This window comes from Parasphingomonas zepuensis (genome assembly GCF_036663735.1).
Taxonomy (GTDB): Bacteria; Pseudomonadota; Alphaproteobacteria; order Sphingomonadales; family Sphingomonadaceae; genus Sphingomonas.
This window is the reverse complement of sequence record NZ_JAXOJO010000002.1, coordinates 365,366-379,260: the sequence shown is the minus strand read 5'-3', so window position 1 is coordinate 379,260 and position 13,895 is coordinate 365,366. Positions and strand designations below refer to the sequence as shown.

General features: G+C 65.3%; 13 protein-coding genes. 8 read left to right on the top strand and 5 right to left on the bottom strand.

The genetic code is table 11. The features are described from left to right. Positions 1 to 69 precede the first annotated feature (69 nt). The 6 genes from U1769_RS08210 to U1769_RS08185 all read left to right on the top strand — a co-directional run bounded on the left by U1769_RS08210 (position 70) and on the right by U1769_RS08185 (position 6,906). Positions 70 to 954, top strand: coding sequence for a CDP-alcohol phosphatidyltransferase family protein (locus U1769_RS08210; protein WP_332714584.1), 885 nt, complete (start codon positions 70 to 72; stop codon positions 952 to 954). Then, positions 951 to 2,039, top strand: coding sequence for an inositol-3-phosphate synthase (locus U1769_RS08205; RefSeq protein WP_332714582.1), 1,089 nt, complete (start codon positions 951 to 953; stop codon positions 2,037 to 2,039). Before U1769_RS08210 ends, U1769_RS08205 begins: the two co-directional genes overlap by 4 nt. Then, complete coding sequence (locus tag U1769_RS08200; RefSeq protein ID WP_332714580.1) at positions 2,036 to 2,746, top strand: phosphocholine cytidylyltransferase family protein; 711 nt, start codon at positions 2,036 to 2,038, stop codon at positions 2,744 to 2,746. Before U1769_RS08205 ends, U1769_RS08200 begins: the two co-directional genes overlap by 4 nt. Positions 2,747 to 2,899: 153 nt before the next feature. Beyond that, entirely contained in the window at positions 2,900 to 3,355 is a 456-nt protein-coding gene (locus tag U1769_RS08195) for a (2Fe-2S)-binding protein (protein ID WP_332714578.1), read from the top strand. Between the two features lie 45 nt (positions 3,356 to 3,400). After that, positions 3,401 to 5,569: a xanthine dehydrogenase family protein molybdopterin-binding subunit gene (locus U1769_RS08190; protein WP_332714576.1), complete on the top strand. Its 2,169-nt coding sequence runs from the start codon at positions 3,401 to 3,403 to the stop codon at positions 5,567 to 5,569. Further along, a complete protein-coding gene (locus U1769_RS08185) occupies positions 5,566 to 6,906 on the top strand; it encodes a c-type cytochrome (RefSeq protein WP_332714574.1) in 1,341 nt (446 codons plus the stop codon). Before U1769_RS08190 ends, U1769_RS08185 begins: the two co-directional genes overlap by 4 nt. Before the next feature lies 1 nt (position 6,907). Here U1769_RS08185 and U1769_RS08180 read toward each other — a convergent pair whose 3' ends face one another. The 5 genes from U1769_RS08180 to U1769_RS08160 form a co-directional block, all read right to left on the bottom strand. Further along, positions 6,908 to 7,321, bottom strand: coding sequence for a hypothetical protein (locus U1769_RS08180; RefSeq protein ID WP_332714573.1), 414 nt, complete (start codon positions 7,319 to 7,321; stop codon positions 6,908 to 6,910). Continuing rightward, the gene (locus U1769_RS08175) at positions 7,318 to 8,085 is read right to left on the bottom strand and encodes an SDR family oxidoreductase (protein WP_332714571.1); all 768 of its coding nucleotides are present in this window, start codon (positions 8,083 to 8,085) and stop codon (positions 7,318 to 7,320) included. The genes U1769_RS08180 and U1769_RS08175 overlap by 4 nt, the downstream gene beginning before the upstream one ends. Positions 8,086 to 8,363: 278 nt before the next feature. Beyond that, positions 8,364 to 8,819, bottom strand: a complete 456-nt coding sequence (locus tag U1769_RS08170; protein WP_332714569.1) for a GNAT family N-acetyltransferase — start codon at positions 8,817 to 8,819, stop codon at positions 8,364 to 8,366. Positions 8,820 to 8,997: 178 nt separating this feature from the next. Beyond that, entirely contained in the window at positions 8,998 to 10,983 is a 1,986-nt protein-coding gene (locus U1769_RS08165; RefSeq protein ID WP_332714567.1) for a hypothetical protein, read from the bottom strand. Between the two features lie 435 nt (positions 10,984 to 11,418). After that, positions 11,419 to 12,036: an outer membrane protein gene (locus U1769_RS08160; protein WP_332714565.1), complete on the bottom strand. Its 618-nt coding sequence runs from the start codon at positions 12,034 to 12,036 to the stop codon at positions 11,419 to 11,421. Between the two features lie 291 nt (positions 12,037 to 12,327). Here U1769_RS08160 and U1769_RS08155 point away from each other — a divergent pair, with 291 nt between their 5' ends. Together U1769_RS08155 and U1769_RS08150 are read left to right on the top strand one after the other, a co-directional pair. Continuing rightward, positions 12,328 to 12,900: a hypothetical protein gene (locus U1769_RS08155; RefSeq protein WP_332714563.1), complete on the top strand. Its 573-nt coding sequence runs from the start codon at positions 12,328 to 12,330 to the stop codon at positions 12,898 to 12,900. Continuing rightward, the gene (locus U1769_RS08150; RefSeq protein ID WP_332714561.1) at positions 12,897 to 13,790 is read left to right on the top strand and encodes a hypothetical protein; all 894 of its coding nucleotides are present in this window, start codon (positions 12,897 to 12,899) and stop codon (positions 13,788 to 13,790) included. The genes U1769_RS08155 and U1769_RS08150 overlap by 4 nt, the downstream gene beginning before the upstream one ends. Positions 13,791 to 13,895: the final 105 nt, after the last annotated feature.

Sequence of the window (13,895 nt, the reverse complement as noted above, 5' to 3'; positions counted from 1 at the left end):
GCCGCAAATCTGGCTCTGGATTCTAACATTCTTTGGACTTCCGCGCCGCGACGAATATATGACGCGCCTATGACAACGCCTCCGCCGGACGGGTCGCGGGATCGCCGGATAGAGGATCCTACCAACCTCTGGATCATTCACCCTGCCGGTCGGGCCCTGCTGCCATGGGCCGTGGAGCATCGTGTCTCCGCCAATCTGGTGTCGGTGATCGGACTTTGCCTGGGGACGATGGCGGCCATCGCCTATGGCCAGTGGCAGGATTGGCGACTCGCCGTGGTCGGCCTGGCGCTGTCGATCGGCTGGCTCATCGCCGACGGGCTGGACGGCATGGTTGCCCGCGCGACGGGCACCGCCAGCGCCCTGGGACGCATCCTCGACGGGGTATGCGACCACGGCGTGTTCATCCTGATCTATGTCGTCATCGCCAGTTCGATCGGTACCGGCGAAGCCTGGGCCTGGGCGCTCGGCGCTGGGGCGGTGCATATCGTGCAATCGAGCCTGTACGAAGGCGAGCGGGCGCGGTTCCACCGGCGCGCGCGCGGCCTGCCGCGCGGTGCCGTGCCCGCGCCGTCGCGCAATCCGGTAGTATGGGCCTATGACCGACTCGCCACGGGGATCGATCGAGTCGCCATTCCGTTCGATCGGCTGTTCGAATATCGCGCGCTGGCCCCGGCCCTTGCCGCCGCTTACGCGGCGCGGGCGATATGGCCGATGCGGCTGATGATCTTGCTGGCAGCGAACATACGGGTCTATGCAATCTTCCTGGCATGTTTCTGGGGGGATCCGCGCTGGTTCTGGTGGTTCGAGCTGGTCCCCCTGTCCATCGTTGCAGCCATTGGCCTCGCCTGGCACCGCCAGGTCGAAGTCAGTCTGTTTCGTCAATTCGCGGCGGACGTACCCGCGCCCGCCTCACCGTTATTTTCAGTTCAATCCAAGGATATCAATCAACAATGAAGAGCATTCGGATCGCCCTGGTGGGAGTGGGCAACTGCGCTAGTTCGCTGGTGCAGGGCCTCGAGCATTATCGCGACGGCGCGAACGACAATGTCGGGTTGATGCACTGGGAGCTGGGTGGTTATCGGCCGAGCGACATCCAGGTCGTCGCGGCGTGGGACGTCGACAAGCGCAAGATCGGCAAGGACGTGGCCGAGGCGATATTCGCCAAGCCGAACTGCACGGCGATCTTTTCGCCGGTGGTGCGGCCGACCGGCACCAAGGTGAAGATGGGCAAAATCCTCGACGGCTATGCCGATCATATGGTGGATTACCCGGACGACCGGACCTTCTTGCTGGCCGATGAGGCTGAGCCCACCAAGGACGAAGTGATCGCCGAACTGAAGGCGTCGGGCACCGACGTGCTGATGAACTATCTGCCGGTCGGATCGCAGCAGGCCAGCGAATTCTATGCCGAATGCGCGCTCGAAGCGGGCGTTGCCTTTGTCAACAACATCCCGGTGTTCATCGCCAGCAACCCTGAATGGGCGGCGCGGTTCGAGGCAGCCGGCGTGCCGATCATCGGCGACGACATCAAGGCGCAGCTCGGCGCGACGATCGTCCACCGCGTGCTGACCGACCTGTTCGCCAAGCGCGGCGTCAAGCTCGACCGGACCTATCAGCTCAACACCGGCGGCAATACCGACTTCCTCAACATGTCGAACCGCAAGCGGCTCGCCTCCAAGAAGGTCTCGAAGACCGAAGCAGTGCAGGCCGTCGCGGCCGAGCGGCTCGAGGACGAGAACATCCATGTCGGCCCCAGCGACTATGTCGCGTGGCAGAACGACAACAAGGTCTGCTTCCTGCGCATGGAAGGCCAGTTGTTCGGCGGCGTGCCGATGAACCTCGAGTTGCGCCTCTCGGTCGAGGACAGCCCGAATTCGGCTGGCGTCGCGATCGACATGATCCGCTGCGCCAAGCTCGCGCTCGACCGCGGCCTGGGCGGCCCGATCGACGGGGCATCGGCCTATTTCTGCAAGCATCCGCGCACGCAGATGACCGACGACCTCGCCCAGACGGCGGTCGAGGCTTTCATCGCGGCGTGATCGACACCGCGATCCTGCTCGCAGCCGGCGAAGGTAGCCGGCTGCGAGCGATGGCCCCGTCAAAGCCGCTCTGTCTCGTAGCGGGACGCCCGCTGCTGGAGCATGCCATCACGAGCCTCGCCGCGGCGGGGATCACGCGCGTCATCTTCGTGCTCGGCTATGAAGCGGAGGCGATCCGCGCCCATCTCGCGGCGGGCGACTGGCCGGTAACGATCGAGACGGTGATGTCCGCCGATTATCGCAAGCCCAATGGCGTGTCGGTGCTGGCGGCGGAAGCGCTGACGCATGGCGGCGAGGCGTTGCTGGCGATGTGCGACCATATCGTCGAGCCGAGGCTATACCGGCGCGTCGCCGAGGCCGGCGCCGCCGGCGGCATCACGCTCGGGATCGACCGGCTGCTCGAACAGGAAGCGGTCGACATGGAGGACGTCACAAGGGTCGAGACGTCAGGCGACGCGATCGTGACGATCGGCAAGGGCATCGCGACCTTCGACTGCTTCGATACCGGCGTGTTCGCGATCGGCCCGGCGCTGTTCGCGGCGCTGAAGCGGCTCGATGCGCCATCGCTTAGCGCGGGCGTAGGCCTGCTCGCCGAACAGGGCCTGGCGCGGGTGGTCGATTGTACGGGGCTCGGCTGGATCGACGTCGACGATCCAAAGGCGCATGTGCTCGCGGAGCGTTGGGTCGCGGTAGCCGCAGACCGGTAGGAGCCGCACTTCCTACCTTGCGCTGATTCAGCCGCGCAATCGCACTTTGGTATGAGGTGCGCCCCCATCTATCCCGGCGTAGCCTTCCTCATATGAAACGCTGGTCCAACGCCCGGCGCTGCGAACAGCCGCGACCGGCGGCGGAGGGGCCTTATGCTCAACATGACCGTGAATGGCGCCGCGCATGAAGTGGATGTCCCGCCGGACATGCCCCTGCTGTGGGTGCTGCGCGACGTGCTGGGGCTGACGGGCACGAAATTCGGCTGCGGTATCGCCCAGTGCGGCGCCTGCACAGTGCATGTCGACGGCGCACCGCTGCGATCCTGCCAGTTGCCGGTGGGCTCGCTTGAGGGCCGCGCCGTGACCACGATCGAGGCGATCGGCGCGACGCCGGCCGGGGCGAAGGTGCAGCGCGCCTGGCTCGATCACGAAGTCATCCAGTGCGGCTATTGCCAGTCGGGCCAGATCATGTCGGCCGCGGCCCTGCTCGCCACGACCCCCGCGCCCGACGATGCCGATATCGACGCCGCGATGTCCGGCAATATCTGCCGCTGCGGCACCTATGTGCGCATCCGCGAAGCGATCCGGATGGCGGCCGCGGCAGCCTGAGCCGCCGCCGTCGCGAGCCTTCCCGCCCATTTTGAGGTCAACTCCATGCCTCTCTCCACCGCCCCCACGCCATCCGGTCCGCTCCTGTCCCGCCGCAACATGCTGCAGGTCGGCGTGGCGCTGGGCGGTGGCCTGATCGTCGGTTTCGTTGCGCCCGGGCTGGCCGCTGCGCCGACGGTGTCGGGCTTCGCCCCCAACGCCTTCATTCGCATCGACCCCACCGGCAAGATCACCCTGGTGATGCCGCAGGTGGAAATGGGCCAGGGCACCTACACCTCGATCTCCATGATCCTGGCGGAGGAGCTCGACGCTGCCTGGGACCATGTCACCTACGAACATGCCCCGCCGAGCGACGCGCTGTACGGCAATCCCACCTTCGGGCTTCAGGCGACCGGCAATTCCAATTCGATCCGCGCCTTCTGGCTGCCGCTGCGCAAGGCGGGCGCCGGCACGCGCGCGATCCTGGTCCAGGCCGCAGCGGCAGCCTGGAAGGTCGATCCGGCAAGCTGCCGCACCGAGGCAAGCGAGGTGATCCACGACCTGACCAGTCGGCGCATGAGCTATGGCGCGCTGACCAGTCGCGCCGCCGGGCTGACGCCGCCGGCCGATCCGCCGATCAAGGATCCGAAGGATTTTCGCCTGATCGGCCGGCCGCTGCGCCGGCTCGATACGCCGGAAAAGGTCAACGGCCAGACGAAATTCGGCATCGACGCCATGCCGCCCGGCGTGAAGTTCGCGACGCTCGCGCATTCGCCGGTGTTCGGCGGCAAGGTCCGCAAGGTCGATGACAGCCGGGCGAAGCTCGTGCCGGGGTTCCGTCAGGTCGTGGTGCTCGACGATCTGGTCGCCGTCGTCGGCGATCACATGTGGGCGGCGCTGCAGGGATTGGCCGCGCTCGACATCGCCTGGACCGAAGGCGCCAATGCCGGCGTCGACACCGCGCAGGTGCGCGCCCGGCTGGTCGCGGCGAGCAGCCGCGCCGGCGTCGTCGCGAAGACGATCGGCAATGTCGGCAAGGCGCTCGAAAAGGATCCGATCGAGGTCACCTATGACGTGCCGTTCCTCGCCCATGCACCGATGGAGCCGATGAACTGCACCGTGCACGTCACCGGCAACAGCTGCGAGATATGGACCGGCATCCAGGTGTTGAGCCGCGCCCAGGCAGTGGCGGCGAAGGTGACCGGCCTGCCCCTTGAACAGGTAACCGTGCACAATCACCTGCTCGGCGGCGGCTTCGGCCGGCGGCTCGAGGTCGACCAGGTCGAGAAGGCCGTGCGCATCGCCCAGCAGGTCGATGGCCCGGTCAAGGTCGTGTGGTCGCGCGAGGAGGATATCCAGCACGACGTCTATCGCCCGGCCTGGCACGACCGGCTCAGCGCCAGCCTGGACGGCGACAAGATCGTCGGCTGGAAACATGTCATCACCGGATCCTCGGTGCTCGCCCGCTGGCTCCCGCCGGCCTTCGTCAACGGCCAGGATTTCGACGCGGTCGATTGCGCCGCCGACATGCCGTACGACATCCCGAATTTCGAGGTGACGTTCGTGCGGGAGGAGCCGCCCGCCGTTCCCACCGGATTCTGGCGCGGCGTCGGGCCAGCCCACAATGTGTTCGTGATCGAAAGCTTCATCGACGAGCTCGCGCACAAGGCCGGCGTAGATCCGGTGCAGTTCCGCATGAACATGCTGGGCAAGGCCCCCCGGCTGCAGGCAGCCCTGCGCGTGGCAGCGGCCAAATCCGGATGGGGCACGCCGCTGCCCCCGGGCGTCGGCCGCGGCGTCGCCGTGCAACCGGCCTTTGCCAGCTGGATCGCGACGGTGGCGGAGGTCTCGGTCGATGCGGATGGCGAGGTGAAGCTGCGCCGGATCGTCTGCGTCGTCGATACCGGCATCGCGGTCAATCCGAACACGATCGTCGCGCAATTGCAGGGCGGGCTGATCTTCGGTCTCACTGCCGCGCTCCACGGCGAGATCACGATCGAGAAGGGCCGCGTTCAGCAGAGCAATTTCCATGACTATCGCATGCTGCGCATGAACGAGATTCCGCCGATCGAGGTGCACATCATGCGCAGCGGCGAAGCGCCCGGCGGCATTGGCGAGGCGGGCACCGTGGCCGCCTTCGCGCCGCTCGCCAATGCCATCTTCGCGGCCACCGGCAAGCGCCTGCGCCGCCTGCCGATCGATCGCGACGTGCTAGCGGGGAGGAAAGAGGCATGAGCGGACGCCGCATCGTCGTGATCATGATCGCAGCGCTGGTAGTGGTCGGCGCTGGCGTGTTCGCCTGGATCGCCTTTGGCCCCGGCGCGATGGATTTCGCCGGTGGAAGGACCGTCGCGTTGCGCGACTATAAGGGACCTGTCCTAACCGGGGTGCCAGCGGACTTTGCCTCGACCGATCCGATCGCCCGCGGCCAATATCTGACCCGCGCGGCCGATTGCCAGGCCTGCCACACCGCCAAAGGCGGCACGCCCTTTGCCGGCGGCCTCGCCTTCAAGCTGCCCTTCGGCACGATCTGGTCGCCGAACATCACGCCCGATCGGGAAACCGGCATCGGCAGCTGGAGCGATGCCCAGTTCCTGCGCGCCGTGCGCGACGGCGTCGGCCCCAAGGCGCATCTCTATCCGGCGATGCCCTATGCCTCCTACACCTGGATGACGGACGCCGATGCGCTGGCGATCCGCGCCTATCTGCGCACTCTGGCGCCCGCCCGCTTTCAGCGCCCGGCGAACAGCTTCTCCTTCCCGTTCAACCAGCGCTGGCTGATGGGCATCTGGGGCAGGCTGTTCAACCCGAACCGCCGGTTCGAGCCCAATATCGACCGTAGCCCCGCCTGGAACCGCGGCGCCTATCTGGCGGAAGCGCTGGGGCATTGCGGCGAATGCCACACCCCACGCAACCTGATGCAGGCCGTCGACAACCGCCAAAAATATGCGGGCGCCGTGGCGGCCGGCTGGCGCGCCTATAATATCACCAGCGACAAGGGGAGCGGCCTGGGCGACTGGAGCGACGACGCGATCGCGCAATATCTGTCGCAGGGCCACGCCCCGGGCCACGGCACCGCCGCCGGACCGATGGGCGAGGCGATCGACCTCAGCCTGCGTCACCTGACCCGCTCGGATATCGCCGCGCTGGTGACCTATCTGCGCTCGATCCCGGCGGTTTCCACACCCGACGAGCCTCAGCCCAGGACCGCTCTCGCCCCGGCCTCGCACCGGCTGGCGAGCGCTGACGAAGCCGCGCCGCTGGGCAAGAAGATCTTCGAGGGCGCCTGTATCGGCTGCCATGCGTGGAGCGGCCAGGGCGCGCTGAGCGGCTTTGCCACGCTGAACGGATCGCGCGCGGTCAACGATCCGACAGCGACCAACGTCGCCCAGGTGGTCCTGTCGGGCGCGGCGCGACACACGGCCCAGGGGCAGAGCATCATGCCGGCCTTCGGCAACGCCTATAGCGACGCGGAGATCGCCGCAGTGGCGAACTACGTCACGGCCCGCTTCGGCGCGAAACCCTCCCGCGTCACGCCGAAACAGGTCGCGGCACTGCGCAAGGCGACGTAAGTCAGGCCCGCGCGGTTCGGCGCGCGGACCGCACCGCCCAGGCGGTGAGGCAAGCCGCGACGAGCGCCGGCAAGGTGACCGCCGGAAAGTCCCGGGCCAGCGCGGACGGTCCGCAAATGCCGACGGCCACTTCCCAGATGTGGAACAGCGCGTGACCGGCCAGCCACAAGGTCGCCGCGCCCCACAGGGCGACGCGGACATGCGGCCGGGCTGCCCCGTACAGGAACGCGACGCTGATCAGCACGAAGATCAGCCCGATATCCCGCAGGAAATGCTGGTTGAACGGCCCGGTCGTGGTCACCCCCGGCACCGCGAAATACCAGTCGGTGGGCGCGACCAGCATGAATACACCGTTCGCGCCGAGCAGCAGCCCCAGTGTGGCGGCGACGCCCGGGATAATCCTCTCGCCGTTCATGCCCCCGCCTCCGCTTTGACACGGGATTGCGCGAGCCAATCGTCGAAGCGGCTCGGCATGATGCGGGCATCGCGCCCCGGCGTCAGCGAGGCATCATCGATGGCGATACCGAAATAGGTCGCGGTGGAATCGGCCTCGACCCGGTGACCGTCGCCCGTCGCGGCCAGCCATGCCCCGACGAAATCGGCCAGCGGCCGACGATCCGGACCAGCGATCTCGACCATGCCATTCACCGGCGATGCCAGGGCCACGTCAACCAGCGCCGCCGCGACGTCGGCCGAGGCGATCGGCTGCAATGCCGCGGTCGACAGCCGCACCACATCGACGGACGTGCCGGCCTGGGCAATGCCCCCCATGAACTCGAAGAACTGAGTCGCGTGAACGATCGTGTAGGGCGTGCCCGATGCCACAATCAGCTTCTCCTGCAGCAGCTTCGCGCGGAAATAGCCCATGGCCTGCAGGCGATCGGTGCCCACCACCGATAACGCGATGTGATGGCCGACGCCCGCCGCCTTTTCCGCGGCGAGCAGATTGCGGCCGGACGTCTCGAAAAAGGCAAGCGCAGCGGCGTCCTCGAACGAGGGGGAATTGGCGACGTCAACCACGACCTGCGCCCCGGCCAGCGCTTCGGCCAAGCCTTCGCCGGTCAGCGTATTCACGCCGCTGCTGGGCGCGGCGGCGACTGCCTCATGCCCCTTGGCGCGCAGGCCAGTTACGACCTGGCTGCCGATAAGGCCGGTTCCTCCGATCACGACGATCTTCATGACGATGCTCCCTGATTGCCGGCGATGCGCCGGGTGTTCGAACCAGGACGAGACAGCGCGACGAGATGTGACATGCACTTGCCTCTGCCCGTCGCTTTTTCGTCGCCGGCCTTTTCCCCCTGCCCGTCCGCTCCGGTATGAATCGGGACGGCGGCGAGGACGGCACGTTTCCCGTCGCCCTGTGCAGGCGTTCCCAAGTGAGATGAGGGCCGTCCCTAGCGGCGCTCAGGTTTTGCCGCGACGCATGGCTCACGCGTCGCGGCAAAACCACGCCTCGTTCAGCCTTGCAGGGTCTTGCGCTGGGTGACCACCGCGATACCGCCGCGATCGACCTCGAAGCCGCTGATCGTGAAGCCGGCGCGCAGATTCAGGATGATCATCCCCGTATTCGACGCCCGCGTCCGCGTCTCTACGCTGGCATAGCCCGTAGCGGCCGCCCAGTCGTGCTGGCGGGCCATCAGCTCGCGTGCCACGCCCTGCCCGCGCGTTTCCGGGCGCACGCCGCCGAGCCAGGAGTAAAACAGCTCGTCGCCACGGCGATAGCCGAGCTTGAACCCCACCAGCCGGTCGCCCACCATGGCGCGACACAGGGAAGGATCGGAGACCGTCGCCAGCCGCCCGGTGAGATAGGTTTCGTCGAAGCCGGGAAAGATCGCCTGGCACAGAGCAAGCACTGCGTGGGGCGTTCGGGCGGCAGGGCTGGTCAGGACGTCATAGTCGATGTCGTTGCTCATGCGGGCCTCGTGCGCCCGGCCGCCGCGCATCGCCTGCCTGCGACCGGACCGGTAGCGGTGGTTTCTCGGCCGCCAGCTTATCCGCTCCCGATCGGGCCCGCAAATCGCCAAAACCGTCCCATCCTTTCGCCGCGGCGCGCCGGGCGAAAGGATGGGAGCAGTCATCGCCCCGCCGCGATCAGGCCGGACGCAGCCGGACCGAACGTCCGATGCAGAAGGTCTTCGGCGTCGGCAGATGCGGATCGTCGTTCAGGCCGTCGGTCAGCCGCCGCCGGGTCGACAGGGTCACCGTGTAGGAGCAGGTCGGCCAGCCCGTGATGTTCTCATGGTGCGTGCCGGCGCCGCCACGCGCGGTGGAGGGTGGCGGCGGCGGGCTGGTGAGCGCGACGCCGGGCGCCGCGGTCGACAGGCCGATGCTCCAGTCCCGGATCAGTTCGTGATCGACGGTATATTCGATGTCGAGATCCGAACTGAGCGGCGAACAGGGCGTGCCGCCGGCGGTGTGGAACTGAAGCAGATCGAGCAACGCGACCTGTCCCCAGTTGTTGATGCGCACCTTGCCGATCTGGTTGGTATAGTCCGGTGCCGCCCCGCCATTGACCGCGGCGATGGTGCCGACGCGAGTCGCCTGGAAGATGATCGCGCAATCGACGCCATTCTTCTGGTCGGCGACGGGCACTGCTGTGCCGGCCGCCACGCCGGTTGCCGCGGCACCGTTGGGCAGGATCGCCGCCGCCGAATTGAAGCCCATCAGATAACCGCTGAACGCATCGTCCAGCGCACTCTGATCGACCAGTACCCAGCCATCGGCATCGGGCACGATGAAATGGTCGGGCGGGGTCGGATCGGCGGTCGGCGTGGGCGGCGTCGGCGTCGGGCCGGTGCCGCGGATGCGCACCGTCTGCAGCGTGTTGGGATCGCCGTTCCACAGGGTGTAGCGTGTCCCCACCAGCACTTCGGCGACGAAGCCCGGCCCGATCGGGGTCGGTTGCGCCGCTCCCGCCGGCTGGAACAGGAAGCGATATGCCATGAGCTCGGCCGGATGGGCCGGATCCCGCTTCGGGCAGAAGCCGCGCAGGCTCATGCTCCCGAAAAAGCCGAAATCGGGCCCGCCATGGCCGCCGCGTGGGCCGACGGTGCGGCCCGTCGCTACGCTGATATCGCCGGTGATGCTGAAATCGCCGATATGCGTGAACCAGGGGTGATAATCGATATTGACGCAGACCAGCCGGCAGAACCGACCGCAGCGCCAGCCGCAGATCCAATGGCACAGCTGGAGCGCGAAACGCTCGAACCGGTACTGCTTGATCAGCGCCGTCCAGGCATCGGCATTGCCGGTGCCGACGGCCGCGCTGAAGCGCAGCAGATCGGTCGGGTTCTCCGCCAGCTTGACCAAAGCGACGGCGAATTCGCGAGCCTCCTTGATCTGCGCCCGGCCCTCGATCAGCTCGAACGGATAAGGCCGCGCCAACGTGAGGCAGACCAGCACGCAACGCCAGGAACAGAAGAACTCGCACACCCAGTGGCAGCGTAGCCCGAGCTGCGCGCGGGTGATCGCCGCGCCGAGCTTGGCCGAATCGCCGGCGGTCGAGGCGATGACCGCGTCACGGAACGCCTTCTCGTCCTTGACCAGCACGCTGATGGCGCGTGCGGCGGACTGAAGCTCGGTCCACAGCACCGGACGATCGATCGCACCGACATGGCAGATCCAGCGGCATACCAGGCGGTAGCGGATGGTGCACAGCCAATGACAGAAGAGATGCGCATAGGGCTGGATCTCGAGCTGCTTCAGGATCTCCTGAAAGCCGTCGCGATCGCGCTTGACCAGGACATCGGCCACGCGCCGCACAAGCTTCTCATCCTCGCCCAGCCGGACGATCGCCTTGGCGAGGACGCGGGGATCGAGCCCCGTCGCAGCCACCGGCGGTCCGGCCAGCTCGAGGCACAGGAAGACGCATTCCTTGGTGCGGATCCAGTGACAGATTCTGTGGCAATGAATTTGCAGCTGCGCCCGTTCGAGCACTGACTGGAACTTCTTCGCGTCCTCGGCGCGAAACGCAGCATAGGCATTTTCGAATACGCTCCGCCCCCGGAGCAGATTGGCAATCGCATCGGATTGCCCGAGCAGATCCCCCAGTACTTCAATGTCTGTATTATCGGCCATTTGCCTTCTCCTCAGGATGAATCCCCCCCCAAGGCTGGAATGCGACCCTTCGGATAAGCGGTATTGCGATCGACTCGATCGATCCGCTCCGGCGCCTCATTATTGATTGAGTCCGATGCTGTATTGGCGAAAATCGACATTGCGAGATTGCTTCTCGCAGATTTATCAGTCCCGTGAATTGCGGCGCATTGTTTCTGATTAAACGAGATAATCGGATATGTAATTTACGCACATTCATATCGTATGCGTATCGAACTCTCTCGATATTACGCCGGATTGCCGTCGGCTCGTACTGGTCGGCATGGCGCCCGCGCGTCCTTCACCGCTGCCCGGCGCGATGAGATGCTGATCCCGTCACCACTCGCACCGCGGTTGAATCGACAAAAAAAGGGGGCGGCATCGCTGCCGCCCCCTCTCCGTCAATCAATCGATCGATCAGAAGCGGAAACCGAAGCCGATCAGGCCCTGGTGACGCTGCACGTCGACGTCGAGGCCGAGATCGTTGCTGGTATCGTAGTTGGTGTAGACATATTCGATCTTGGCATAGGTGTTGCGCGTGATGTCCACCTCATAACCGGCACCGACATGGAAACCGTCGAGGTTACCGCTGTCGGAATCGTTCAGCGCCGGAGTCGTGGCGTTCTCATAGCTGATCTTCAGCCGGCCCTGGGTGTAGCCGCCCTTGGCATAGAGCAGGCCCTTGCCGACGACCGCACCGGCGCGCACGCCAGCGGTGATGTTGCGCTTGGCCTCCAGGCACAGCGCGTCGTTGCCGACGACCGCGGTGCAATCCTTCGTGGTCGCGCCTTCGATGCCGGCATAGGCGCCGATCACGAAGCCCGAACGGGTGACGATGTCGTAACCGAGCTCACCGCCGAATGCGAGGCCGACCTTGCCTTCGCTGTCGTCACCGACCTTCACGACGACGTCATCGGCGCCGACGCGCACTTCGAGGCGAGGTCCGCCGCGATAGGCAGGTGCTTCATCCTGGGCCATCGCCGGCGCGGCGATCAGGAGAGCTGGAACGGCTGCGAAAAGAAACTTGGTGTTCACTGTGATTTCCTTGTGGACTGTCCGCTCTTCGGCGGTCGGGGCGGACTAGAGAATCCTCGCTGCAGTGCAACATGTGTTTGCACGATAATGATGGATATCGAAAGGTTTGCCGGAGTGTGTTGCCATGACGCAACGGTCCCGCGGGCGACGGCATGGGGGTTGTACCCGAGGAAGATAGCAAGGTTCTTTCATCTCGGAGCCCGACAGGCGGAGTTGACACGAACCCGGCCGGTTTCGATACCATGCCCTGACTTCGTGCGGAGTCAGGGGGAATCCCAGGGGGAAACATCGATGCGCCATGCACTGGCACTTGCCTTGCTTTTGGCGTCGGGCGCGGCGCACGCGCAGGCGATAAAATCCGAACCACCGGTTCGCCATTTCACCCCCGACGAACTCTCGCGTATCGCGATGCCCGACCTGGCATTCGCTGAGGCCCCGGCCGACATCGCGACCTATGACAAATATTTCTTCTTCCACCGCGAGAATACGAGCTTCGACGAGGCCTATGCCGATATCAAGGAGTGCGACGCGCTGGCGAGCGGCATCCGCTATTATGGGGGCGGATACGATGTCGACATCGGACAATATGGCCTGGGCGGCGCAATCGGCGAGGCGCTCGGAAATATCTTGGCGGACGCGATTTGGGGATCGGCCGAGCGTCGCAAGATCCGCCGCGCTAATTTACGAAACTGCATGTTTTACAAAGAATATCAACGCTACGGCATGAGCGAGCAACGGTGGAAGGCCTTCAATTTCGAAGAGGGTAATGGCCGCAAGAAGGATGACGAGCGAGAGGTCGCCCTGTTGCAGCAAGCCAAGGTCGCCGCCGGGCCGAAACCACAATACAAAGTGCTCGAACCATGAAGATTTCGGCATACGCGGTCACGGCACTGTTGCTTTCCTTCACGCACGCCCAACCGGCGCGCGCGCAGGAGATCGGGGAAAAACAGATTGCGGCCGGCAAGTTCAGCTTCGATCCGGAAGGCGGCTATCTTTATCTCGATGGGTGGCTCCGCCAGACCATCATGCTCCTGAAAATGCCCGATCAGGCCGATATCGACACCTATAAAAAAGACTGGGACGAGGGGTTCGCTAAAGCCAAGGCAAAATATGCGAAACAACTGGCTTCGTGGGAATCAGAAAAGAAAGCAGCCGGTGGGGCCGCCAGGATATCTGAAAAACCGATCGAGCCGACGCCGGAGACCTTCACGATCGGCGATATCGAAACGCGGACAAAAGTGAGGATCGGTCCGGCATATGTTTTCAACAAGGATGACAAAAACTTCCATTACAGTTATCTCACGAAGCTCCAGCCCGGCACCTATATCTATTACGGGCCGGTCTGGCTCGACGCGAATGCGGGCTATGTCGGCACCTGTTACTGCATGGGCAGTGTGAAGTTCGAGGTGAAGCCGGGCGTGATCACCGATGCCGGTAATTTTTTGACCGCCGCGCTCTACCAGGCGCCCGCTACCCCACCGCACCCCAACATAAGCTTTACGCCGGAGGGGACCTTCTTTATCTTTCGCAAGATCAAAGTGGAGGTCGGCAAATTCACTTGGGGCCTGCCCGCCTCGCTCGCCTCTTTCCCGTCAGTGCGGGCGGACTTTCATGCGGCGGGCAAGATGGACAATCATTTCGGCATATCGATCGCGCGCATGCCGGCGATCCCGGGGGTTCTGGGATATCGGCGGGACAAGGTGATCGATCTGAAGGCAACGGCGACACCGGTCGCGAGCACGGCGCAGCCCTGAAGGACTGGGAGCGGAGCAGCGCATTGATCGTCGGTGCCGGAGCCGGCCGGGATTAGCGGCCGAGGTTCTACCGCCCGAATTAAGTACATGATTCTCGCGCCATAC